Source organism: Neorhizobium petrolearium, from assembly GCF_029854435.1.
Lineage (GTDB): Bacteria > Pseudomonadota > Alphaproteobacteria > Rhizobiales > Rhizobiaceae > Neorhizobium > Neorhizobium petrolearium.
Map to the genome: position 1 here is coordinate 2,861,566 of NZ_CP123000.1, position 24,967 is coordinate 2,886,532.

Sequence of the window (24,967 nt, forward strand, 5' to 3'; positions counted from 1 at the left end):
CGCAAGCAAATCCCACAGCGCATCAGGTTCGCAGACGCGGCAGAGGTGGAATGAAACATCAGCGGCAAGATGGAACATTGCTCAACGCCTTGGCTTGCACCTCCTTAATCAACGCAACCGGAGTGCGACTGGCGTCCGTCGCCGCAATCGGTGCCGCCTCCAGGGGTGGAAAATGCGGCGGATCGTTTGCGCCATCTTGACCGCGCTCAACGCAGCCCGGTCGCCCTCCCGTTAAGATTTGCCGTGCTGGCAAAGAGTGGGAAGAGCGATGGACCGGCGGAAAATCATCAAAAAGCAATTGAGAACCGCACTTCATTCGGCTGTTCTCATCCTGGGCATGGCCATTATTGCAGCGCTTTGTGCCTACGGTTTGTGGGGCTGGAAAGGCATGTTCGCGGCCTTCTCGGGCGTCATACTCGGTTCAGCGCTGGCTCCGTCCTTTCCAGCCGAAGCGATCCTCCGCACCTACGGCGCCCGCCCCCTCGGCCGCGACGAACTGCCCGACCTGTTCGCGGCGGTAAGTACGCTATCCGTGCACGCCTCGCTGCCCAACGCGCCTGAACTCTGGTACATGCCCACACAAAAACCGCTCGCCCTCACGGTCGGCGTGCCGTCCAAATCTGCCATCATGCTTTCCAACGGCTTGATACGGCTGCTTACGAGACGCGAACTGATGGCCGTCATCGCCCACGAAATCGGTCATGTGCGCAACCACGATCTGCGCATCACGACGATCGCCGATATGCTTGCTCGCATGGCCTCCATCTTCGCCAATGCGGGCATCCTGCTTACGCTGTTCAACATCCCGCTTGTTATTGCCGAGCGCATGCATTTTTCGTGGCCAACCATCGTTTTGCTGATCGTCTCACCGACGATCGCCAGCCTGCTGCAACTGGCGCTGTCGCGCACCCGCGAGTTCGAAGCCGACATGGCTGCCGCAGATCTGACAGGCGATCCTGAAGCTCTGGTCGCGGCGTTGATGAAGATGGAGACCGTCGAGGGACGTTTTTGGGAATCCATTTCGCCCGGCCGCCGTATGCCTGATCTGCGTCTCCTTCGCACGCATCCTCTGACCCGCGAACGCGTAGGTCGTCTACGTGAGCGCGGGACGCATAATCACTTCAGCCGCCTGCCCTTGCCTTAACGGACTTCCAACCCATCCAGAGCCGATCCCGGAGGGGCGATCAACTTCAAATAGCATCCATACCGCGCCGGGCAACCCGCATATCGTCAGCTATGAACGAACCTAGCGCGGCAGGCGACAGGAGGCCGCCCATGCCTCGACTGAAAGGACGATCATCCCGCTCACGAGATAATCTACGGGTGTGCCTGGCCGACGAACGACATCTTTCGAAAAGAGCATGCGAATGTTTTCTTGAGTATTCCAAAATCCTTTGAGCTTGATCTCGATCACTGTTCGCTTGCCGGATGTCGTTATCATGGCCCCAATACCAACCTTATGGAGGCCGCCATGCCGCTGAAATTAAAGTCAGGTTTTTTGACGTCGTCGGGAGACGAAGGACGGCTGCTGATGGATTCCGGGACCGGCGACGAGGTCGTCGTGGTTTCCTACAACGCGCTTGAGGCGATCGCAGACCCGCCGCGCGCCGACGAGTTCAGGCTGCAGCAATATATCGAGGCCTTCAGCCAGATCGCCAGCAACAAGTTCGACGAAAAGCAGTTCGGCCGGGCCGGCCACATTCGCGTCACGTCCGAGGACGTCCGCAACTGGCGCGTCTCTGCCTGACCGGCTTCGGTCTTGTCCCTTGCCGTTCTTCCAGACCATGGAGGTTGAAATGAGTGATACCCAGGTTGCAGCCCTCGATCACACGATCCAGCAGACGAATATCTGGCTGAAAAGGCTCGTGGACGATCATCATTTTGCTGACCGGCAACAGGCCTATAATGCGCTTCGGGCCGTGCTTCAGGCACTGCGCGGCCAGTTGACGGAGGAACAGGCGGTTCACCTGTCCGCTCAACTGCCGATCCTCGTTCGCGGCATCTATTTCGAAGGCTGGCATCTTGCCGCCGAAAAGAACAACACCCGCACCGTCGAGGAGTTTGCAGAAGAGGTGAACAAGCGCCTGCCGCCCCAGTTTCCGCGCGATCCGAAAACGACGACCGAAGCCGTCTTCGACCTTTTATGGAAGGAACTCGATCCCGGCCAGACTGCAAAGCTGATCGACGGCCTGCCGCTTCCTTTGCACCTGCTGTGGCCGATGGCTGCCCGCCGCTGACACGATAGGCGGCTATAGCGCGGCAACGGCGTCCAGCATGAATATCGTGATGTTCACCAACACCTTCACGCCGCATGTCAGCGGAGTGGCAAACAGCGTAGCCTCTCTTTCGGCAGGCCTGCGGGAGATGGGGCATCGCGTGCTGGTGATCGCGCCCGAATTTCCCGATATGCCCGCGCGGGAAGAGGATGTCGTGCGGGTCCCTGCGATCGAGCGGTTCAACAAGACGGATTTCTCGCTGCCCCTGCCATTGATCGGACCGTTGCAGGAGGTCCTTGATGAATTTCGGCCCGATATCGTCCATTCCCATCACCCCTTCCTTCTGGGAGATGCTGCGCTGAGGGTCGCGGCCGAACGCCAATTGCCGGTCATCTATACCTATCACACGCGTTACGAACTCTATGGCCACTACATCGCCACGGACGTTCCGCCGCTCGGCAAGCTGGTGCTGAGCCTGATGCTCGGCTATTGCGACCTTTGCGATGCAGTTATCGCGCCGAGCGAGAGCATGGCGGCTTTCCTGGTCAAAAATGGCGTCGAGACTCCCGTTCACGTGATCCCGTCCGGGATCGACCCTGATCGTTTCGGCAACGGGGATTTTTCACGCGGCAGGGCGGCGGCCGGCATCCCTGAGAAGGCTTTCTGCGCCGGGCATGTGGGACGCCTTGCGCCGGAAAAGAACCTCACCTACCTCTCGCAAGCCGTAAAACGGTTCCTGATCAGCGAACCGGATGCCCATTTCCTCGTCGTCGGTAACGGGGAGATGAAGGATAGTCTCGCTGCACAGTTCAGTTCGTCCGGCCTGTCCGATCGTGTCCATTTTGCGGGCGTGCTGCGGGGACAAGATCTTGCGGACGCCTATGCCGCGATGGACGTCTTCGCCTTCTCGTCTCTATCGGAGACGCAAGGGATGGTGCTCGCCGAGGCGATGACCGCCGGCGTTCCTGTCGTAGCGCTTGACGCTCCGGGAGCACGGGAAATGATTCGGGATCGCCAGAATGGTCGGCTTCTTCCTACCAATGCCTCGACGTCGGAATTCGAACACGCCCTGCATTGGCTGTTTTCCCGTCGAGCCGGCGATCGCCGGGCGCTCGCCAACAAAGCCCGCCGGACAGCGCTGGCGTTCGACCGGAAAGTCACGATAGGAAAGACCCTGTCACTTTACCGGGGGGCGGTGTTGTCGCGCTCACTGGTCAACCGCATGGACGACAGGGCATGGCAGGCGGCGTCGCGACGAATTGCGACGGACTGGGAGATCCTGCGCAATTTCGGACAGGCCGTTAAGGACGCGCTGGTCGAGCGGGACGACGACAAGCAGACGACGCCCGTATCCTGAGGAATTCTTAATGCCGAAGCCGCCAAAATGGCGATGAGTGCTTGATCCGCGTCGATGTGACGGCGAGGCTAGCGGCCTTTGATGACGACGCTCCTGATCGGGAACGGAGAACCGGACTGCACCGGGTCCTCGACCATACTCAGATGCAGTCTCCCATTTTCAGAATAGGAGAAGGTTATGGCTGAACCAGCAAGCAAGCTTCCCGTCAAGAACGAAGAAAAATCGGTTCGTCCGGCGGGCGTCTGGTCTCCCTTCGAGACCCTTCGCTCGGAAACCGACCGTCTGTTCGACGACTTCGCCCCCTCTTCCTGGCGGCCGTTGGGGCGTTCCCTGTTCGGCCGGGAGATGCCGTCCCTAAACGGCTGGGCGGTCGTCGCTCCGGCCGTTGATGTCGTGGAGAAGGATGACGCCTTTGAGGTTAGCGCGGAAATTCCCGGCATCGATCAGCAAGACATCAAAGTAATGCTCTCCAATGGTTTTCTCACCATCCGCGGTGAAAAGCAGGAGGAAAAAGAAGACAAACAGAAGGAATATCACGTCTCCGAACGGCGTTACGGCTCCTTCCAACGGTCCTTCCAAATCCCTGACGGCGTCGATGCCGACAAGGTAGAAGCATCGTTCAAGAAGGGCATCCTGAACATCAAGCTGCCGAAAAGCGCCGAAGCCAAGAAGAACGAGCGCCAGATCGAAATAAAGGCTTCGTGAAGACGGTTTCCAATCGGGCATCATATCCTCTTTCGATGCGATGCCCGATCGCTCGACGGACGAGCGCATGTCACAAGTGACACGTGCGGCGAACCTGCATCACTGCTTTCACAACGCGGCCGCCCACGACGGACCACCTAATACCGGAGGACCGAATGTATTTCTTAGCCCTGGCCGTGGATTTTGATGGAACCATTGCCGAACACGGCTATGTGACACCTGCCACCGTGTCAGCGCTGGAGCGCTTGCGCCAGACCGGAAGAAAGCTGCTTCTGGTGACAGGCCGCGAGCTGAACGATCTGCAGCATGCATTCACGCAATTGGAAATCTTCGACGTTGTCATCGCAGAAAATGGCGCACTCCTGTTCGAACCGGGGACGCAAGAGGAAACGCGGCTCGCACCGCCGCCGCCTATCGAGCTGGTGCAGATGCTTGCGGACCGCAAGGTGACGCCCATTTCCGTTGGCAGATCAATCATCGCGACATGGCGACCGCATGAGACGGCGGTCATGAATGCCATCGAAGAGCTTGGCCTGGAGATGCAGATCATCTTCAACAAGGGCGCGGTCATGGTCCTGCCGGCCAATGTCAACAAGGCCTCAGGCCTACGTCACGCGCTTGCAACCCTCGGCATCTCGCCCCTCAATACGGTGGGTGCGGGAGATGCTGAGAACGACCACGCCTTTCTAGCCTGCTGCGGCTGTTCCGCGGCGGTCGCCAATGCAGTCCCTTCCCTGAAGAAAGAAGCTGACCTCGTCCTGTCAAAGGATCACGGCGACGGGATCGCGGAACTGGTCGAGAAACTGATCCGCGACGACAGGCTCCTCCTCCCCCTGACCAAGCGGGCGATCCTCGCCGGCGTTAGTCTCGAAGGCGAAGAGATCTATATCGAACCATCGGACATCATCCTGATCATCGGCAATTCCGGCTGCGGGAAATCCAGCTACATCACACTGCTGACGGAACGGATGGCCGAACGCGGATTCGAATTCTGCGTCGTCGATCCGGAAGGAGATTATCTCGGCCTTGATCACGCCGTGACTATCGGCGGACTTGCGGACCCACCCGCTACCGAAGAAGCTCTTCGGCTTCTGTTGCAGGCCAATATAGACGTCGTGGTGAACACGCTGGCGCTCAACCACGACGATCGCAGGCACATGTTCATGGATCTTGTTCCGGCCGTGAAAAAGCTCCAGCGGAGCTCGGGACGTCCCCACTGGTTCGTTGTTGATGAAGCACATCAATTTTTGCCGCCTCACGATCCCGGCAATAGGGCGGCCCCTCGGCTTGCGGCTGGCGCGATACTCGTCACGGTCGATCCCGCACGGCTTGCGCCGGCTGCGCTCGCGGAGGCATCGACGGTGATTGCCATGGGAAGTTCCGCCGGTCGGCTGCTGCAAGATCTGGCAGACATTCTGAAGATCCCAGGGCCGGCGCATGCACCTCAGACGCAGGGCACCGACTTCCTGCTCTGGTCGCCGCGGACGAACCGGCCGCCGCTTGTTCTCAAGCAGGAAAAGCCACAGCAGGCGCATCACCGGCATCGCGGAAAATATGCGACAGGCGATGTCGGAGAGTGGCGGAGCTTCTATTTTCGGGGGCCGCAGCTCGATATCAACTACCAGGCCAGCAACCTAGCCGAGTTTTTGCACCAGAGCGACGAGGTCGATGACGAAATCTGGCTGCACCATCTTCGGTCGGGCGATTATTCAGCCTGGTTCCGTCATGTCATCCGCGACGACATCCTGGCAGCTGACGCCGCTCAGATTGAGAGAAACGAAAGCCTTTCGCCTCTGGAAAGCAGGAAGCGGATCCGGCAGCCGGTCACGGCGCGATACGTGATACCGGCGGTCTATAACGGTTCCGCAAGCCTCCCCACAGCATCGTGAACCAAAACGTTCCGTCTCGTCTCTACAAACGACCCGTGGAGCGGTCCCTGCCGTTGATCGAGGCGGGCACGCTGATCGGTGATGTCACATTGTTCGATTGAAGCCATGCGAAGGGGTGTGATTGAAATCAAGCGACCGCGCCGGTCACAGCCTTCCATTGCGCCATAGAGCGGATTCGATGAATGTGGATGGCGATTGCGGAGTGCTTCTGGTGGGACGGGACGAAGTGATTTCTGATTGCCGAAAAGACAGAAATGAACCGTTGCAATCCGCCGGTGGATCGAAAGCCTTGCATCGCCCGCTCTCGTTTCCGCAGCGGCAGGTGGGAATTTTCCGCCCGATTGTTCAGGCCTTTATGCGATCGATGTTCGACGGTAGGCATGAGATCCCGCTTTGCCGCTCCATATGAGCGAAGTTTGTCGGTGATGATCCGCTTCGGTGTGAGGGCTTCCCCCAAATATGCAGGATTGAATCAGCTATTGATTGTTTCTTGGAGCTTTCTAATTTTGGCCAGTATGTCGTCGAAAGAGAGCGGCCTTTCATCAAACATCATGGGCGCCATGGCGCGATAGTCAGCGCGCAAATCTTTGATACGGGACTCGCTCGGCATCAGTCTCAAAGTACCAGGCCTCGCTGTATCATAGTTGGCCCAACTGGACCGGAAGAAGGTCGCCTTGTGCTTTACCACTGTTACTAGAAGGTCGAAATCGCCGGCCGCGGCTTTTCCCTCCTCGGTGTCGAGGAGCATCGCGAGATCATAATAGTGGCGGGAGAAATACTGCGGCGTTGCGGTCTCGGCGGGACGGTGCGACTCGGCGTGCAGCGCGGTCGCCTTTTCCCAGAAGGTCCGCTGCGCGGAAAGAACAGTCACGGAGCATTCCGGATCTTTGAAGAAATCCGGAAAATCCTCCGCCGCGTAGGGATGAATAAACTTCTGCTCGGTCGGCCATGGATCGCCGCGCGCACCGAGCTCAAGCTTCACCCGCGGAGTGATGTAGGCCATGCCTTCATATTCAAAGCTCGCAAGCGCAGGCGGATAGTGGAAGTTCACTGTCTGCACGTCGTTGGCATCTATTTCCAGCGACCACTTACCCTCGCTCGGCTCGCCCAATTGCTCGACGATCGCGGACTTGAGCGCCGGAAGAAGCTTCTCGGCAATATGCCGCTCGACGTCACTCACCAAGGCTTCAATCAGTTTGTTCGCTTGTTTCTTACTGATACCTTCCTTTTCCGGATCGCGGTCGCCGGTGTAGCCGAGCTCCGCTCGATCGAACGAAAGGTCGATGTCCTCGGAAAAGCGGCGGATGGCGCCGAATGCCTTGGAAAGGGATGTACCACCCTTGAAAACGAGGGTGGCTGCATCTTTTTTCTGCAGGCCGAAAAGACGCTTCAAAGTCCAGCAGACCCAGAAGTCCTTTTCGACGATCGTGTTGTCAACCCCTCGAAGGGCGCCTGTTTCGCCAAACAGGGCGGCTCGATCATCAGCCGGAAGGAGAGCCACCCTATCCATCGATCTCACCTGACGCGTTAGCGATCGATACGAGTGTCGGCCTCATCCAGGCTGGGGCCTGAACCGCAGAGGACGCAAGCATCTTCTTGTCGTTGGCTGACAGGCGGCGCACTGCAACCTGCGCAACGTCGCCGGCACGCATCGCTCCCACATGGCGAAGCGCTTGCACGACCGTGCCAGCCGCACTGCCAGGAGCGATCAAATGCTTGGGCGAGGCATGTCGCAGATCGACGACGCGCTTTCCCAAGACGATCTTGCGGGAGGGACCGTCGGTGAGGTAGGTGGTCTTCGCTGGCACCTGCGTGGTAAGCCCAAGTGCGTTCGCCGCGCGGGCGCCAGCAATCTGCAACTGAGAACCGGTCTCCCGTGCCAGCGCCTGGGCGATATCGTCCGGAGCTGGCGAAAGCAGCCCAAGCTGCGGATGGGCTTTCGGGAAATCGTACAGGCCGCGCGCGAGGCGCCGGAGCTTACCGCTCTTGACCAGTCGGGAAAGTGCTTGGTCCACGGCGGCGCGGCCAGCGATGCCCAAAAAGTCACTTGGCGTGAAGACGCCGCCGCGCCCGCGGGCGCGGACGCGCTTCATAATCTGATCCGGTACTGATGTCGCAGCGCTTTTCATAGGTCATAAAATAGTGCATCTTTTTCTGACATTCAAGTTCCGCATTTGGGGCCGAGCCCACTGGAAGGAAAAGCCAACGGTCATCGAGCTTCTTCCCGTGGCGACGACCCTGGCGATGGCCTCTACGATCGCTCCGACGCGGACCGGATGATGAAAATCGAGGCGCTCCGACGATGCGAGCACGGCAAGCTTCCGGCACAGTCTCGACGCTGCGACAAGGGCCGCCTTGGTCATGAAGGCGATCGCAGTGGTTCGTTAGGGCCACTTCTGCGATCCCGATTGTCAGCGAAGGCGCAGTCGTCGCTTTAGAAAACTATCTGCATGCGGATCTGCATAATGAAACAACGCCGTCGCCCGAACCGCGTCTTCATCGACCGGCTCATTCGTATGAATGCTGCGGTAACCCCAAAAAAGATACAGATTGCCCGGCACCATGGAAATGCGGTTGATCTTGACACCGTCAGCGCGGCGGCGAAGTAACCGCTGCATCAACACATTGTCGAGGATTGCCTTATCGGCGAGATTAAGCACGTAGGTCGACCGGATTTTCCGTGTATTGGGAATGATCAGGAAGTCGCCGCGCTTTCCAGATTGGGGAATTTGCACGGGCACCAGCGCGGTAATCACGTAAGAATCGTAGTGAAACATCAAGGAGTGTTTGGCAACGCTCCTTCCCGTAAGGCAGCGAAGGATCTGATAGAATTTCACCTCCGGTGCTTGCCGTCCAAGACTGCTGAAATAGAGGCGTGAAAAAAGAGCTTTGAATTCGTCGCAATTGCCAAGCTCGTCCAACCCGGACCCGCCGAGTTGATTGCTGGCGAGAGAGACAGACTGGTTCCCTCCAAGAGCAATGGCTGCGGCTACAAAGTCTTGCAGTCTGCCGAGATCGTCGGCCGAAAGAAAATCGGGCGCGCAATAGATCCCATCCTTATCGATTTTTTGGGCGATGCCGTGGACATCACTGTCTGACAGAGCAGACAGCCATCGTTTTGCACTGGTAAGATGAGGCATGGCAGGCTCCACATCAAAACTGAACATTGTTCCGGCTTCCAGTTCCCGTAAAACATATGCCGCGATATCACATATCGCGTTCTTCTGGCTTCTGCAGGCCTAGCGAGTCCGGTTGCAGCGCAAGCCCATATCCGGAATTTTCTGAGACGCATTCAACCAACTGGGCCTCGGGTTCACCACATCCTGCTGCGAAAATACCTCCGTGACCAAAGTCAGCTTCATCAGTTACGGCCGAATTCGTCGACGATGCGCATGATGTCGTCTTCGCCGAGATAGGAACCGGTCTGGACCTCGATCATCTCCAGCATGATCTTGCCCGGATTGGCGAGCCGGTGCACCTCGCCCTGGGGTATGTAGACGGATTCGTTTTCCCTCACGATCGTGACCTCCTCGCCGACTGTCACCTCTGCCGTACCCTTGACGCAGATCCAGTGTTCCGAGCGATGATGATGCTTCTGCAGCGACAGTTTCTTGCCGGGCGTTACGAACAGACGCTTCACCTGAAAGCGGTCGCCGTTAAGGATGGACGTATACCCGCCCCAAGGCCGGTAGGAGGTCGGGTGCGTTTCGGTGAGCGCCGCCGTCGTTTTCATGGCGGCGAGTTGCTTGACAAGCGTACCCACCTGCTGGCTGTCTTCCAACCTGCCCACATAGACGGCGTCCTCGCTGGCGATCACCGCAACCCCCTCCAGTCCCTGTACGGCCAGATGGCTGGTGCGAGACATCACCAGCGAGTTGCGGGTGTTGACCAGCGTGGCATTGCCAGAGGCGACATTCCCGGCGTCGTCACGGGCACCAAGCTTCCAGACCGCGTCCCAGCTTCCAAGGTCCGACCAGAGGAAGGACGAAGGCACCACGGCGGCATTGGCCGTCCTTTCCATGATCGCGTAATCGACCGAGATGTCCGGGCTGGCCGAAAACGCCTCCGCGTCGAGGCGGATGAAGTCAAGATCGCTGGCGGCCGTGGCGACGGCCGCCCTTGCGGCCTTCTCGACTTCCGGAGCAAAGCGGCTCATTTCGTGGAGCACCTGCGCGGCCATGAACATGAAGATACCGGAGTTCCACGCAAAGCCACCGGCGGCAACCATCTTCTGCGCGTCCGGCAAGGCCGGTTTCTCGACGAACCGTTTCACCTCGCATGCACCGGTCGCAAGCTTTTCACCGATCTCGATATAGCCATAGCCGGTCGCGGGCTCCGTCGGTTTTATTCCGAACGTTACCAGCTTTCCGGAAAGGGCCGTTTCTCGGGCAATACGGATCGCCTCGAAATAATCCTCACCGGCCGTGATCTCGTGGTCGGAGGCGAGGATCTGCAGCACGGCGTCCTCGCCGAATTTGTCGGCGGCGAACGCCGCCGCGGCCGCAACTGCCGGGGCGGTATTGCGCGCCGCCGGTTCAAGCAGAATGCCGGAAAGCTTAACACCGAGTTCGCGCGCCTGTTCCGCGACGAGGAACCGGAAATCCTCATTGGTGATGACGACCGGCGCCTCGTAGAGCGCCTTGTCGGATACGCGCGACAGCGTCGATTGGAACAGCGTCTGCTCGCCAACGAACTGGATGAATTGCTTGGGCGCGCTAGCGCGTGAGAGCGGCCAAAGCCGGGTACCCTTGCCGCCCGCCATGACGACGGGAATGATCTTGTCTGTCATGCAAATGATCTCCGGTATTTTCGTCTGGCATGACCGATCGAGTTTGTGCGGCCCATGCGCGGATCAGTCCAAGCCCCCCATCCAGCAGGGTTTCAACGTCTCTTGCCAACCGCGCCTCGACATAGCAGCGCATTTCGGTGACAAGCCCTCGAAGACCGCTCGTTTCAAATTTCATGATATGGCGCCCCTCAGCGCAATTACCTTAAGGACGCACTCGCCTCGTCCTTGCCAAGCGCGATCACGCGATGGCTCCAAGTGCCCTGCTTTGGTTAACGACGAGCAGCCTCACGCCAGATCAGAACTATAACGCCCGCAAGATATCCCGCCTGCATCAAGAGCAGGGAAATAACTCCGTAGTATAAGGACTCCCCGACCGATCCGGACTGTACGTAAGATATGAGAGAAAATAACAATGTCGCCGCAAGCATCCGCAAATACACGCAAGGGACATACATCAGCTTGAGAAACCGCCTCATGGTTATTCCCCCGTCTTCTTTCTAAGCTTCTCACGGTAGATGAGTTTTTGCAATGCGAAAAGGCTCTCTGCCTCGGTATAGATCAAAAAAAAATTCGTATCGGACAATCCATTCAAGCAACAATTCGAAATAAGCAATGAATATTCGGCGCCTTATGCGGAGAATTTTCAGAAAATACCGGCACTTAATTGGCATCAATCAGCCGAGAGCATGGCGCTTGAGCAGCGTTCAAAAAAAATCAAGGAAATGAATAAAGATTTAACTTCCAAAATTTCTCGTCCTTGCATATTGTGCAATGCAACGCAGTATTACCTCGACAGTCTGTAAATCCACCTGATGGGGAATATTATGTCGATTGGCGAGCGATTTGACGGTGGCTACACAAGCGGGTTCGACTATCTTAGGGTAGCACTCGCGATATCTGTATTGTGCATCCACAGCTTCGCGGTTTCCTATGGAAAGAGCGGCGAGGTATTCCTGTTTGAGCCCCCATTGCGGGGGATCGTCACGTTTGTACTGCCTGCGTTTTTTGCGTTGAGTGGTTTTCTTGTCAGTGCAAGCCTCTTGCGGACGCGCAATCTCGCTCGCTTTCTCGGGTTGCGTGCGCTGCGTCTTGTTCCCGCCCTGGCCGTCGAAGTCACGCTATGTGCATTGCTGCTGGGACCGATATTTACGACATTTCCGCTTGGTATATACTTTTCCGACCCGCAGTTCTGGTCTTACTTCTGGAACATCCTCGGACACATCCACTATCTTCTCCCCGGCGTCTTTCGTGACAACCCCTTTTTTCAGGCCGTCAACGTATCGCTCTGGACGATTCCGTATGAACTGGAATGCTATATCGCCTTGACCATATTGGCCGCGACGGGCATCGCCCACCGGCGGGTATTCCTGCTGGTGGCCGTCGGACTGGCTCATCTTGCGGTGTTTGGACGTGACCTTCTCCGTGGGGCTGCGGACCTGCCCCTGGACGGGGCCTTACCGGGGCGGGTGCTGCTTTTATGCTTCCTCGCCGGCGTGGTGCTGTTCATGTACCGCGATCGTGTTCTGCTCACCCCTGGTCGAGCTGTCGTGGCGATAGCCTTGTCTTTCGTCATGCTCAACTTGCCCTATGCGCCTTTTTTCGCGGCATTTCCCATCGCCTACGCGACGGTGGCCATCGGGCTGACGGGGCTTCCGAAACACCGTTTCTTGGCAAGCGGCGACTATTCCTACGGCATCTACCTTTACTCGTTTCCCGTCCAGCAGACCGTCGCGCACCTTTTTCCATCCCATCGGGAATGGTACTTCAACATTGCGCTCTCACTTCCCCTCACGTTGCTTCTGGCAGTCTTCTCCTGGCATGCTGTCGAGAAGCATGCCTTGAAACTGAAGGGTATGATCCTCGGCAGGACGCGTATGCGAGGACCCATTTCTGCCGCAGCAGCGCTCCCGATCAGGGTGGCGGATGATGGCGGTTGAACCCATCGGTATCTTTGCCGTCCTTCTCGGGCTTTATTGTCTGGCGCTTGGTCTGGATGCAACAATCAAGGCCTTTGTCGTCATGACCATTTTCGGTGCTGCCGCAGCCTTTCTGCTGGGCTCGGCGAGTGTCCAACCTGCGCATCTGTTCTTGCTGTTCGTGGCCATTGCCGCATTTCGCGATCGGGAGAACGCCAGACTGGCCGTCAAAACGCTCGGGTTCGGGCAGCCGGGGTTCTGGCTCGCCTGTCTTGTCGTCTACGGCGCATTGAGCGCGTATTTTTCTCCCAGGATCTTCGAAGACGCGAGCATCATCGTCCCTTTGGGGGTGTCGGAACATCCCCTGAGCGGCGGCGTCGTTCGGCTTGGACCTGTCTCAAGCAATCTCACTCAGACTGTCTATCTGGCTGCCGATCTTGCCTGTTTTGCAATGGTCGTGGCGGTCGGCTCCACCTTGAAAGGATTCCAGGCCCTGGTGGTTGGCCTGATTGCCTATGCATTCTTCAACGTCATTTTTGCGATCCTGGACCTGACCACGAGCGCCATCGGCGCTCAGGATATGCTGCAGTTTATCCGCAACGCCCAATATACTTTCCACGAAAACGACAAGGTCAACGGCATGAAACGCATCGTCGGTTCCTGGCCGGAGTCATCGGCTTTCGCAGGGACCACGCTTGGCATATTCGGTTTTACGGGCACAATGTGGCTCTGCCGGCGCAAATCGGAGTGGACCGGTCCTTTCGCGCTGATCTCATTCGTTTTGATCGTTCTCTCGACATCTTCGACGGGCCTGTTTGCTGCACCGATATGCCTGATGATCTTGTATTGCACAGCGCTGCTGCGTTGTGGCTCACGTAAAGACAGCAGCCACAGCACGGCCGTGGTGATCCTCACTCCGCCGCTGGCGGCCCTCGCTGCACTCGTCGTCCTGCTTCAGCAGGACATTTATGCGACGGTCTACAACTATGTGGATCTTCTCCTGCTGAGCAAGCAGACGTCGAGTTCGGCCGTTACCCGCGGTTCATGGAATATCTACGGTCTACAGAATTTTATAGATACGTTCGGTCTTGGCGTTGGCCTTGGAACGGCGCGCACCTCGAGTTTCCCGGTCGCTTTGCTGTCGAATGTCGGCATTCCCGGAACCCTGTTTTTCCTTCTATTTGCAATGACGGCCTTCGCGCCTGCCAATCAGCCATCACGCACATTGGCTTCGGACATACGGCTGTCTGCTCGCAACGGCTGCCTCTGCCTGCTGGTGGGATCCCTGGTGGCCGGACCCACTGTTGATCTCGGACTGCTATTTTTCATCCTTGCGGGGCTTGCTGCAAGCCGCCCTGCAAGTGACGGCGTCTCCGCTCCCTTCCTCACTCTGCGGGGCGGCGGCGACCAAATGACGGGAAAACCGGCTTAGCGCACCGCGCGCGTGGCAAATTGCAAGGCAAGCAGCGGAAATGTCGATGAAGGCCGAAGGATACGGGCTTTATTTGGCTGAATACCACGACGAAGGCGAGAATTACCATGGCAGTCATAGATCTTCACTCTGAACCCGGCGCGTCTATCTTTCCCCTCCTGCGCTGCGACCTTTGCATCGTCGGCTCGGGGCCAGCTGGGGCCACGATCGCCCGAGAACTGTCCAGTGCCCGCTTGAATATCGTTCTTCTGGAAAGCGGCAGGACGGAACGCAGTGCACAAATCGATGAACTTGACGCAATCGAAAACATCGGGCGCCCTCGAGCCAGGGATCAGTGGTCCGTTCGCAACCGGATCCTTGGCGGAAGCTCGCACACCTGGGGAGGACGATGTGCTGGTTTCGATGCGATCGATTTCCAAGAACGGCCCTGGGTTGCCGGTTCCGGCTGGCCGCTCAAGGTGGAGGAAATAGATCCGTTCCTGGATCGAAGTGCGTCGCACCTGGGATTGGCGATGGGACGCGGTTTCTCCGACGAGCGATTTTGGGACATTGCAGGGCGCACTCCTCCACGAAAGGAAGTTGATCCGTCACTTTTACTTCCCTTCTTCTGGCAGTTCAGCAGGGATGAAGCAGAATCCTATCCCTTTGAATATATGCGGTTTGGAAGGCATCTGCGGCAGCACTTGGGAGAAAATACCACGCTGGTCACTGGCGCAACGGCTCTGCGGGTTCTCAGCGTGGAGTCAGACACGTCGGTTCAAGGGGTCGAGTTCGCAACGCTTGATGGCCGGAAACACACGTTGACCGCCTCGGCGGTTGTCCTGTGTGCCGGCGGGATCGAGAATGCCCGTATCCTCCTAAATTCTGGAACCGGTGGTCGCAACGGTCTCGGAAATGGCCGAGATCAGATCGGACGCTACCTGATGGACCACCTTCGCGGCCCGACCGCATTCTTCCAACTGCCCGGATCGGGTCCCGTGCAACGCCGTTTTGGACGTTACAATGTGCAAAACCACTTCTTCCGAGCCGGCCTGAGGCTCAGCCCGGCCATCCAACAGCGCGAGAAGCTCCTGAACTGCGCGGGATGGCTGGGCGAAGCGGTGGCACCTGACGACCCCTGGGACGCGCTGCGGAGATTTTACGCGAAGAAGCCCCGCCTGCCCCAGGACGTGGTAAGCCTTGTCCGCAACAGCGCGTTGCTGTTGCGCGGCGCCAAAGACTATTTCGGTGCCCGCAACGGTCTTCCGCGCAAGCTGCTGGAACTGACCTTGGATTGCATGTGCGAACAGGTTCCAGATCCAGACAGCCGCATTACCTTATCCGAGCATTGCGATCGGTTCGGCATGAGATTGCCGAAAGTTGACTGGCGCAGCCATCCTGACGAAGCCCGCACCATGCATCGCATGGCGGAACTGATCACGGCTGAATTCGACAGGATCGGACTTCCAAAGCCTATCCTGGCTGAATGGGTAAGGGACAAGGCGCCCATACCGGCAACTTTCGTTGATGTCGCCCACCCGACCGGAACCACGCGCATGTCGACCGATCCTTCCAAAGGCGTCGTGGATTCCAACTGCGAGGTTCACGGGGTCGCCGGCCTGTTTGTTTCCGGCAGTTCCGTTTTCCCGACGGCTGGACACTGCAATCCCACCCAGATGATTGTCGCTATGGCCATCCGGTTAGCGGACCACTTGCGATCGCGACCCTATAAATCTGCCCCTGTGGAGATCATCGCCAATGCCGGGTGAGACCGTCCTTGTCACTGGCGCCACCGGCCGGATCGGTCGCGTGGTCATCGCCGATCTCCTGGAGCGCGGTTACCGGGTTCGGGCAACCACGTCGAAACCATGGATCCCTTCCGAGGCAAACACACCGTCTGTCGACTGGCACAGGGTAGACTTTGCTGCCGACACCGACCTCAGCGCGCTGGTTAAGGGCTGCAGTGCAGTCCTTCACCTGGCGGCGGAACTTGGCAAGAAAGATCGTATGGCGCGCGTCAACATCGAGGCGACCGGGCGGCTTGCGCAAGCTGCCGAACAGGCCGGTGTCGCTGTTTTCTGTTACACGAGTTCGGTTGCGGTGTATGGGAGTGGTCTTTCCACCCTCATTGACGAAAATTCGCCCGTCCTGACCTTCGATCGCGACGTTTCTTCCGAGTATTGGGCTGTCGACTATGTGCGCGAATACGGCCGTACCAAGCTGGCTGGCGAACTGGCGCTGAGGCGCTTCGCCGCCAAAACCCGCTACGTCATCTTTCGCCCCGCCGTTGTCGTTGACCTTGCCCAGATCATCGGGATTCGCGACTGGAACACGAGCAAGCGCATCCTTGCGTCGCATCGCCATGCCCATCACATCTATGTTGGTGATGTGTCGGACGCGCTGATTTGGTTCATGCAACGTGGCCTGGCAGGTGCAGGCCAGGCCGGCAGCGTCGAACTCTACAACCTGGCAGAGGACGATCATCCCTGCCCGCGGCACGTTGATTTCATGAAAAGGGCCTTCGCGGTGAGCGGTGATCGTCGCTATCGCACGCTCGCAGTACCATGGATCGCCGACTGGTTGCACGACTTCCTGCGGTTCCGTTCGCTCCCTTTGAGAAACCCCCTATGGCGAATGCGCTTCTCAAACGAGCGTCTTAAGGCGACTGGCTATCGTTTCCGGTTTGGCATGGCCAAGGCAGAAGAGCTTGCCTTCGCCAAATTGAAAGAGGAAGTGCAGGCACAAAGGCGGACGCCAGTGGTCGGCGAAACTCTCGCCTAGTCTGCAGAATATCGTGACTGGACCTTCCGCGATGCGGTTTCGCGCTTCCCAGCAGGCCGCCTCGAATAAAAAAAGTAAAGAAGCCAGTAAGAAACAACGTATCCAGCCTCGAGCAGCGCCGCAAACAGGAACCCCCAGCCGATTGCCTGCCACGCGGTACTTCCTGCCGCGTAACTCATCGCCGCATAAACAGCCATCACAATAAAGGCGACAATTGCAAACACTAAAATGGGCATGCGCAAGGCGCAAACTGCGCCGATCAGCACACAGACGGCGAACGTCCACCCCATTTAGGTTGCTCCGGCTTGGGTAGAAACTCCTATGTAGCGGATATCATTTTTCACCTTGCAAGTCAAAATTCGACCAAGGCAGATCCAGGCCCGAAGCTGGCTTTGCCTGACCGAGAGGCCGGTCACTCGGTCGCGGTCAGTTTCCGCTGAGCCTGGGGGATGCGGATGTTCGTTTCTCGCCCGCGCTCGACGCGAAGGACGTCGCCCGGCATCAGGGGATCGTTTTCGCCAACGATCAGGTTGTGCATACTGCCGTCGACAACCCGATTGACGGTCATCTCGAACGTATAGGTTTCCCCCTCTTCCGCCAATGCCGCCATCGCGGATGGCGCTCGAATGTCGAGATTTTTGAGAAGATCGCGGACCGTTTGCATCTTTTCGCCGTTCGACGCGAAGCGTTCCCGCAACTCGGCCGATTCCGTCAATGCATTCACGCGGTAGCGGTTGCGGGCAGCTGCAATGTCCTGGTCGACCTTTGCCAGATCTTGCTGCGTCCTGAATATTGCAAGCGATACATCCAGATTGCGGCTTTCAAGTTCGGCGACGTTCTGGCTTGCGCCAAGCTGCCGGGCCGACACGGTCAGCCCCTGGGCGACCAGCTTGTTGACCGAATTTAAATCGTTGGCGGCAAGTTCGATCTGCTGAGAGAGGGAACTGGCCTTGGCCTTCAGTGCCTCGATCTGGTTCATGGCAAGCATCTTCGCCCGATTGAGGGCTTCGATTTCGGCATTGAGTGAGCGTTCGCTCGCTTCGAATAAGGACTGCTCCTCCTGGATCATTCGTGCAATTTGCGGTTCGTTAGCCCGCTCGGCAAGTTCTTCAGGGAAGGTGACCGCCGAGGCGCCACTCAAAATGGCGTCAATTCGTGCCCGACGCGCCACCAAGCCGGCCCGCTCTGCTTCGAGCGCCCGAAGGTCGCCGCGGCTGGACAGCGCGTCGCGCTGCAAGCCGATGAAGTTCGGGTCCACCGGACCGATGCCGCCAGCCATGCTCAACGCCTGGATGACCGTCAGTCCCGGACTGAACGTGTATTTTCCCGGACTGGTCACAAGACCTGCCACGAAGAACGGGCGATAGGAGGAGATTTCGACGGAGGCGTTTGGGCGTTTCTGCAGACCTACCTGGCTTTGTAGCCTCTCGCTGATCGCATCCGACAATTCCTCGAGCGTCTTTCCTGCCGCAGGGACCGTTCCGATGATCGGCAGGGACAGATTGCCGGCCGAAGAGATGACGAACTCGCCCGTCAGTGGCACCCATTCGTAAGTCGTGGCGGTGCTCGGCCGCCACTCGAAGACACGAATCTTCAACGTATCTTGCGGACCAATGCGATAGTTTTCGAACGCATGGGCAAGGCTGGTCGGCGCCATTGCCCCAAGCGCGACGACAAGCGCGAAAAACACGATCATCGATGCTCGAACTTCACGCAACGTGGATGATCGTTGACCGCTCAAAGAAGATAGGATGGAATTTTGCATCGCGTTTGGCATCCACTGATAGACGTTACAGTCAAACACCCCGTCACGCTGAGGCAGCGATTGTCACGCCGGTCGCCCGCGCAACGAATGTGCGGAAGCGATCGACGAAAACGTCACGGCGAAACTCGGCCGCCCGTGAAACGGCATCGGCCGGATTGAAATCCTGGCGCTCCAGCCGCTCCACGGCATCGATGAGCGCTTCCGTCGTCTGCACGTGGAAGAAGACGCCCGTCTTGTTGTTCACCACGGTTTCGGTTGCACCGCCGCGACCGAAGGCGATGACCGGGCGGCCACTTGCCATGGCTTCCACCGGAACGATCCCGAAATCCTCCTCGCCGGGAAAGATCAGGCCTTTGCAGCGCGCATAACAGTGCTTCAGGACATGGAATGGTTGTGCGCCCTGGATAGAGACGGTCGGTCCTGCAATCCGCTTCAATCGATCCAGCATCTCGCCGCCCCCGATGACCACGAGTTTCGCCTTCATGCGGTTGAAGGCTTCGACGGCGAGGTCCGGCCGTTTGTAACTGACCAACTCGCCGACCATGAGATAATAGTCTTCGACCTCCGACATCGGGACGGGCCGGAAGGCGGTCGTGTCGACAGGGGGATAGATGATCGAAGCGTCGCGACGGTAATAACTTCTGATCCGTTGTGCCACGGTGGCGGAGTTGGCAACGAAGTCATCAACGCGGTTTGCCGTGGCAACATCCCACGTCCGCAAATAGTGGGCCATCGGCGGCATCATCAGACGCGTCATCGGTCCGGAGCTGTCGTAATACCTATTGTACATATTCCAGACATAACGCATCGGAGAATGACAGTAGCAAAGATGCAATGCTGGAGACGCGGGAATGATGCCTTTGGCGGGCCCGGATTCGCTGCTTATGACGAGGTCATAGGCTCCCAGATCGATCTGTTCCAGCGCCATCGGCATGAGCGGCAGGTAGCGCTTATACATTTTCCTGGCATAAGGCAGCCTTCCGATGAAGGTTGTCTCAATCCGATGCTTCTTGATCTTATCGGATATGGCACCCGGGTCATAGACGTGCGTGTAGATATCGGCGGTCGGGAAAATATCGCAGAGAGCCTCAAGGACTTTTTCGCCGCCGCGCATCCCCACAAGCCAATAATGTATGATCGCTACCCGCACGCCAAACTCCACGAAAAACACTAGGTTTGTTACTTTGGCGTACAATGCGGGTTCATGTCTTTTCGGCCTTTCTTATTGAAAAACCGAAAAAATCGACACGGATTCTATTTCCATTTCGGTTAGGACAAGAATCCAGAGATCAGTTTGATTTCCCGCGCTGCACTCATGCATAGTGCAGCGCAATAATTTCATTGTCAAACCATTAAACACTTGTTAACGTAATTATGAGCCGAAGGAATACGGCTCTCTTCCTACACCTATGATCTAGCTTATACAGGGGAGTACGCAGATGATGGGACTTGATCTCGACCGTAATCTCGGAAGATATCATAAGGCGCGCCAGTTTTCTCGCGATGCGTCTCATCATGCTTCCGAAATACGCCAAATAAGTGCCTCCATCGTCGCTTCAACCTGCATGAAATACTTGATGGACGTAACAATTGCGCTCATCGGCCTGCTTGTGCTTTCGCCAATGATCATCATGCTGATGGGGAGCCTCTTGATCCTGCAGGGACGCCCGATCTTCATCGCCCACCGTCGTATCGGCAAGAACGGTGTGATGTTTCCATGTCTGAAGTTTCGCACGATGGTGAGAAATGCCGACGAGGTTCTTTCACGTCACCTGAACGCCAATCCGTCGCTTCGGGAGGAATGGAACGCGACGCGTAAGCTGCGCGATGATCCGCGTATCACTCCATTTGGCGCGCTGCTCCGCAAGAGCAGCATCGATGAGCTGCCGCAGCTGATCAACATCATCCGCGGGGAGATGAGCCTTGTCGGTCCACGTCCGATCGTGGCTGGCGAAGCCGAGCTCTATGGGATCCATTATTCGGACTATATCCGGGTTCGCCCGGGGCTGACCGGTCTGTGGCAGGTCAGCGGACGCAGCGACATGAGTTACAGTGAACGCGTGCAGCTCGATGCCCGTTACGTGGCTGAGCAGAGCCTTGTCGGCGACATTGCGATCATGTTGAAGACGATCCCGGCCGTCCTGCTTTCGCGCGGCAGCTATTGACCTTTCCCTGCGCATTGGCGCGTCGTCCTTCTTGCAATGGCCTCAGACGGCGCGTGGGCGACACGAGATGCTTGAGCCACACAAGTCTCCCTCAAAGCGCTGTCGGCGCTTCATGGCAAAATTTCAACGGAAATAGACAGTGCGAAAGACGTTCGGGCTTCATTCCTCAATTCAGCGATACGCAACACCCGACGTCTGCCGACCGGGAGGTGTTTCATGAATGTCGCGGCCTTTGCAATCAATGGCCGATATCTGACGCAGGACATGACCGGGGTCCAGCGCTATGCCACCAATGTCGTCGCGGCCATTGATCGGCTTTTGATCGCAAAGTCCTCGGTGCTATTCGCACCCGCTCGCGCCGCGGATGCGCGGTTGAGCCAGCTGCGCGTTGAAAAAAGCGGGCGTCTGACCAGCCATCTCTGGGAGCAGATCGAGTTGCCCTATCTCAGCCGCGATCACCGGCTTCTCAACCTGTGCAACACCGCGCCTGCGGCCAAATCGGACCAGATCGTATGCATCCACGATGCAAACGTCTTTGCAGCGCCGCAAAGCTACAACCGGAGTTTTCGGCTTCTTTATCAGCACCTGCAACCTGCCCTCGTTCGCCGCTCAACCCGCATCACGACCGTTTCACACGCGGCCGCGCGTCAACTGGCCAGGCATTTGCCCGTTGCTTTGCACGACATAGCCGTATTGCCCAATGGCCACGAGCATGCATTGCAGTGGGATCCTTCCCAAGCAACCATAGCCCCGATCCTGTCGGCGCCCGGTGGGAGACGCCGTCCCTATGTCCTCGCGCTCGGGTCTCGCGCGATCCACAAGAACCTGTCATTGTTGATCGACATCGCCCCTCATCTGGATGAGGCAGGCCTCGACCTCGTGATTGCCGGCGGGGGCGACAGCATCTTCACCTCATACGGTCTGCTGGACCGACCAAATGTGCGCATGGCTGGCCGGATCTCGGATGACGATCTCGCCTATCTTCTCGACCACGCGCTCTGTCTCGCTTTCCCGTCCCTGACGGAAGGATTTGGACTGCCGATCGTCGAGGCAATGGCGAGGAAATGTCCTGTGGTGGCGTCCAACTGCGCCAGCATGCCGGAAGTCTGCGGCAAAGCAGCCCTTCTCGCATCGCCTTTCGAGCCGAAGGAATGGGTGGATCTGATTTGCGGTTTAAAAGGGTCGCAGCAGCTTCGGCAGGATCTCATCGGGCAAGGGCTTGAACAGGTCCGGCAATTTTCCTGGGAGCAGACCGCGGCTCGATATCTTGAACTGCTGGTCGACCCAAAGGCGGACGTCCCAAGCCATCGTGCGGCTGGTGTCGGCCGCCCCCGCATCGCCGTCGTATTCGCAACGCGTGGACGCCCGCAGATCGTTGCCGCCTCCGTCCGTCACTTTCTGGCGACCCAGACACTGCGGCCCGACAGCCTCATCGTTTCTTGCGTTGACATCGCCGATGCCGGCGATCTTGTCGACCATCCCGACGTCACGGTCATCACCGGACCTGCCGGGCTGGCTGCGCAACGCAATACCGCTCTTGGCCATGTTGCTGCCGGCACGGAGATCGTTGCGTTTTTCGACGATGATTTTGTCGCAGACAGTCAATGGCTTGCATCGGCACTACAGATCTTTCGCGACGAAAGCCAGGTCGTCGGCTTCACGGGCCGGGTCCTTGCCGACGGTATCAAAGGGCCTGGCATCGCCTTTGCGGACGCCGTGCGGGTGGTCGAGAGCGGCCGGCCTCAACAGGTCTGGGCTGAGCCTTTCAGCCCCTATGGTTGTAACATGGCCTTTCGATTTGCGGCTATCGGCGACACGAGGTTCGATGAGCGCCTTGTTCTTTATGGTTGGCTGGAAGATCGCGATTTCGCCGCGGCACTTGCCAAGCGTGGTGGGAGATTGGTGAAATCCGCCATGGCCTACGGTGTGCATATGGGCGTCAAAACCGGCAGGGTAAGCGGCCGCCGGCTCGGGTATTCGCAGGTCATCAATCCGCTTTACATGATGGGCAAAGGTACGATGTCCCTTCCCAAGGTCGTCGACCACATTTTCCGCAACACCGCCAGCAATTTCGGACGTGCCGCCTGGCCCGAACCGTTCATCGATCGGATGGGAAGGGCCAAGGGCAACCTGCTTGCAATCGCCGACGCCCTGCGGGGCCGGCTGGAACCGGAGCGTGCCGCGGCAATTGCCCCGCAGCGAATTGCCGACAAGACCACCAATGCGAGGGAGCCAGCATGATGTTCAATAGACCCCGCCCGCTTGACATAACGTCGCGGGTCTGGCGGATGAATGAGATGCGGTCAGACGATAGCGGCGACGGTCCGATCGCCTTGCTGCGTGCCCTGATCGCTTTGGCGGCACGTTACAAGATCAGTCTGCTTACCTGCCTTTTCGCGGGATTGATGCTGGCTGGCCTTTACGCCTATTCGCTTCCGCCGACCTACAAGGCAACGGCAATACTGTTGCTTGAGCCGCGCCGATCTGCAGCCTCAGCCGGGGCCTCCGGTAACGAGCAGAGCCTTGATCTCAATCGTGCAGACAGCGAACTTCAAACGATCAAGTCGGAGCGTTTGCTGTCGGGCGTCTTTGACAGCCTCAAACTTCAACGCAGCCCGGAGCTCGGGCCTCAACCACCTGGTATGACTGACAAGCTCCTGGGATATATCCGCTCCTGGCTGGACACGGCAGAAGGTGGAAAGAGCGCCCCGCCGGCGACCGGTTCGTCCAGCATCGACAGCACGCTTGTCACCAATGCGGACATCGCAGCATTCTTGAACTTCACAAAGCGGATCAGCGCCCGGCGGGTCGGCCAATCTTTTGTGATCGAGATCGAATATGCCTCGTCCGATCCCACGCTTCCCGCACGCGTCGCCAACGCAACCGTGTCCGGCTACATGTTCCAGGTCATCGCATTCAAGGAACAGATCGCGCGCGCCGGCACCGACGCGCTGCAGGGCCGTCTTGATAGCCTCGCGCGTCAGGTCGACGCTGCTCGCGAGGCAATGCAGTCTGGAACGCTACCATCTATTCCAACTCCAGATGCCGACGCGCGCGTCATCGGCGCCGCGCTGCCCCCACTCGGACCGTCGGCGCCGCGCAAGTCGCTGATCATTGCGCTCGGCGGTGTTCTCGGCCTCTTGGGTGGCTTCGGGTTTGTGGCCATCAAGCTCGCGCTCGATAGAAGGGTTCGAGATGGCAAAGAACTATCGCGTGAGTTGGACCTTCTGTGCCTTGGATCAATCCCTTACGTCGCCGGCGCCGACGGCGTGCCATGGCGCATCACCAATTTGCAGCAGGAACGGTTTGTAGCCGCTATTCACGATCTTCGCACATCCCTCGAAATCGCCTGTACGAGCCTGCGCAATGAAAACAGCATCGTGGTCGCGGTCGTCGCCTGGACCGCCGACGCCGGTGTATCCACGATCTGTAGAGGTCTTGCCGAACTCATCAGCCGAAGTGACCGGCACGTGACATTGTTCAAAGCTATAGACGATGATGATGACGGTAGCGGTCCGGCGGACAATCGCATGTCGCCGACCGGATCCCTGGCGGGCGCGACCTTTGCCAAGCTCATGCCAGACCAGCTTGCCTTCGACGAAATCGGCGGCGTGGCGGTCCTGCCGATCCATTCCGCGGATGTGAACGCCAACCTGTTTGCCGATTTCAGAAATCCGCGTGTCCGCCAGATTATCGACGCCGCCCGCTCCAAGGGAGACGTCCTTCTTGACTTGCCGGCTCTTTGCCATTCTACGGATGCATTGGCACTGGCAGCTTATGCGGATGTCGTCCTGGTCGTGGCACGTGCCGGTCAGACGACGATCGAGGAAGTCTCAGAATCCGTGCAGATGCTTCGCCGTACGGGCGCAAATGTCGTCGGGACCGTGATCAACCGCGCGCGATAACCGCCCACTGCCGCCCCCTACCTGTCCTATTCGGCTTCGTTCGGGATCGATCCGCGAAACGGCGTGGC

Annotated in this window: 21 protein-coding genes and 1 pseudogene; 13 read left to right on the forward strand and 9 right to left on the reverse strand. The window is 58.2% G+C overall.

All coding sequences use genetic code 11. The features are described from left to right. Positions 1-268: 268 nt before the first annotated feature. From QEO92_RS14205 to QEO92_RS14230, 6 genes are all read left to right on the forward strand, one after another. Entirely contained in the window at positions 269-1,144 is an 876-nt protein-coding gene (locus QEO92_RS14205; protein WP_227703485.1) for a zinc metalloprotease HtpX, read from the forward strand. A gap of 327 nt (positions 1,145-1,471) precedes the next feature. Continuing rightward, entirely contained in the window at positions 1,472-1,747 is a 276-nt protein-coding gene (locus QEO92_RS14210) for a hypothetical protein (protein ID WP_227703486.1), read from the forward strand. Positions 1,748-1,796: 49 nt separating this feature from the next. Beyond that, on the forward strand, positions 1,797-2,237 hold the full coding sequence (locus tag QEO92_RS14215; RefSeq protein WP_227703487.1) for a DUF2267 domain-containing protein: 441 nt from the start codon (positions 1,797-1,799) through the stop codon (positions 2,235-2,237). 37 nt (positions 2,238-2,274) lie between these two features. Then, entirely contained in the window at positions 2,275-3,573 is a 1,299-nt protein-coding gene (locus QEO92_RS14220; RefSeq protein WP_227703488.1) for a glycosyltransferase, read from the forward strand. Positions 3,574-3,750: 177 nt separating this feature from the next. Next, on the forward strand, positions 3,751-4,278 hold the full coding sequence (locus tag QEO92_RS14225) for an Hsp20/alpha crystallin family protein (RefSeq protein ID WP_227703489.1): 528 nt from the start codon (positions 3,751-3,753) through the stop codon (positions 4,276-4,278). Positions 4,279-4,433: 155 nt separating this feature from the next. Beyond that, positions 4,434-6,167, forward strand: a complete 1,734-nt coding sequence (locus QEO92_RS14230) for an HAD-IIB family hydrolase (protein WP_052182659.1) — start codon at positions 4,434-4,436, stop codon at positions 6,165-6,167. Positions 6,168-6,294: 127 nt separating this feature from the next. On the opposite strand, the pseudogene QEO92_RS14235 reads toward QEO92_RS14230, so the two are convergent. From QEO92_RS14235 to QEO92_RS14260, 6 genes and pseudogenes are all read right to left on the reverse strand, one after another. After that, positions 6,295-6,618 (reverse strand): annotated as a pseudogene (locus QEO92_RS14235) (DDE-type integrase/transposase/recombinase); the annotation flags it as partial. Between the two features lie 21 nt (positions 6,619-6,639). Further along, complete coding sequence (locus QEO92_RS14240; RefSeq protein ID WP_227703490.1) at positions 6,640-7,677, reverse strand: nucleotidyl transferase AbiEii/AbiGii toxin family protein; 1,038 nt, start codon at positions 7,675-7,677, stop codon at positions 6,640-6,642. Beyond that, positions 7,670-8,260 carry a DUF6088 family protein gene (locus QEO92_RS14245; RefSeq protein WP_037146528.1) on the reverse strand — a complete coding sequence of 197 codons (591 nt, stop codon included), beginning with the start codon at positions 8,258-8,260 and terminating at the stop codon, positions 7,670-7,672. Before QEO92_RS14245 ends, QEO92_RS14240 begins: the two co-directional genes overlap by 8 nt. Before the next feature lie 39 nt (positions 8,261-8,299). Then, positions 8,300-8,530: a hotdog domain-containing protein gene (locus QEO92_RS14250; RefSeq protein ID WP_227703491.1), complete on the reverse strand. Its 231-nt coding sequence runs from the start codon at positions 8,528-8,530 to the stop codon at positions 8,300-8,302. 48 nt (positions 8,531-8,578) lie between these two features. Beyond that, the gene (locus QEO92_RS14255) at positions 8,579-9,334 is read right to left on the reverse strand and encodes a hypothetical protein (protein WP_227703492.1); all 756 of its coding nucleotides are present in this window, start codon (positions 9,332-9,334) and stop codon (positions 8,579-8,581) included. A 194-nt stretch (positions 9,335-9,528) separates the two neighbouring features. Beyond that, entirely contained in the window at positions 9,529-10,956 is a 1,428-nt protein-coding gene (locus QEO92_RS14260; protein ID WP_227703493.1) for a mannose-1-phosphate guanylyltransferase/mannose-6-phosphate isomerase, read from the reverse strand. A gap of 824 nt (positions 10,957-11,780) precedes the next feature. On the opposite strand from QEO92_RS14260, the gene QEO92_RS14265 reads away from it, so the two are divergent. From QEO92_RS14265 to QEO92_RS14280, 4 genes are all read left to right on the forward strand, one after another. Continuing rightward, positions 11,781-12,893, forward strand: a complete 1,113-nt coding sequence (locus QEO92_RS14265; protein WP_227703494.1) for an acyltransferase family protein — start codon at positions 11,781-11,783, stop codon at positions 12,891-12,893. After that, positions 12,883-14,304, forward strand: a complete 1,422-nt coding sequence (locus QEO92_RS14270) for a hypothetical protein (RefSeq protein WP_227705166.1) — start codon at positions 12,883-12,885, stop codon at positions 14,302-14,304. Before QEO92_RS14265 ends, QEO92_RS14270 begins: the two co-directional genes overlap by 11 nt. Before the next feature lie 107 nt (positions 14,305-14,411). After that, positions 14,412-16,052: a GMC oxidoreductase gene (locus tag QEO92_RS14275; protein ID WP_227703495.1), complete on the forward strand. Its 1,641-nt coding sequence runs from the start codon at positions 14,412-14,414 to the stop codon at positions 16,050-16,052. After that, positions 16,042-17,064: an NAD-dependent epimerase/dehydratase family protein gene (locus QEO92_RS14280; protein ID WP_227703496.1), complete on the forward strand. Its 1,023-nt coding sequence runs from the start codon at positions 16,042-16,044 to the stop codon at positions 17,062-17,064. The genes QEO92_RS14275 and QEO92_RS14280 overlap by 11 nt, the downstream gene beginning before the upstream one ends. Here the strand turns inward: QEO92_RS14280 and QEO92_RS14285 are convergent. The 3 genes from QEO92_RS14285 to QEO92_RS14295 form a co-directional block, all read right to left on the reverse strand. Continuing rightward, complete coding sequence (locus QEO92_RS14285; RefSeq protein WP_227703497.1) at positions 17,061-17,354, reverse strand: hypothetical protein; 294 nt, start codon at positions 17,352-17,354, stop codon at positions 17,061-17,063. The genes QEO92_RS14280 and QEO92_RS14285 overlap by 4 nt on opposite strands. Before the next feature lie 122 nt (positions 17,355-17,476). After that, positions 17,477-18,760 (reverse strand): polysaccharide biosynthesis/export family protein, encoded by a 1,284-nt coding sequence (locus QEO92_RS14290; protein ID WP_320443024.1) that lies wholly within the window; start codon positions 18,758-18,760, stop codon positions 17,477-17,479. Between the two features lie 112 nt (positions 18,761-18,872). Continuing rightward, positions 18,873-19,943, reverse strand: a complete 1,071-nt coding sequence (locus QEO92_RS14295; RefSeq protein ID WP_037146544.1) for a glycosyltransferase — start codon at positions 19,941-19,943, stop codon at positions 18,873-18,875. Between the two features lie 325 nt (positions 19,944-20,268). Here QEO92_RS14295 and QEO92_RS14300 point away from each other — a divergent pair, with 325 nt between their 5' ends. From QEO92_RS14300 to QEO92_RS14310, 3 genes are all read left to right on the forward strand, one after another. Further along, complete coding sequence (locus QEO92_RS14300) at positions 20,269-20,994, forward strand: sugar transferase (RefSeq protein WP_081952709.1); 726 nt, start codon at positions 20,269-20,271, stop codon at positions 20,992-20,994. Positions 20,995-21,210: 216 nt separating this feature from the next. Beyond that, the gene (locus tag QEO92_RS14305; protein ID WP_227703498.1) at positions 21,211-23,235 is read left to right on the forward strand and encodes a glycosyltransferase; all 2,025 of its coding nucleotides are present in this window, start codon (positions 21,211-21,213) and stop codon (positions 23,233-23,235) included. Then, positions 23,232-24,899 (forward strand): Wzz/FepE/Etk N-terminal domain-containing protein, encoded by a 1,668-nt coding sequence (locus QEO92_RS14310; protein WP_227703499.1) that lies wholly within the window; start codon positions 23,232-23,234, stop codon positions 24,897-24,899. Before QEO92_RS14305 ends, QEO92_RS14310 begins: the two co-directional genes overlap by 4 nt. Positions 24,900-24,967: the final 68 nt, after the last annotated feature.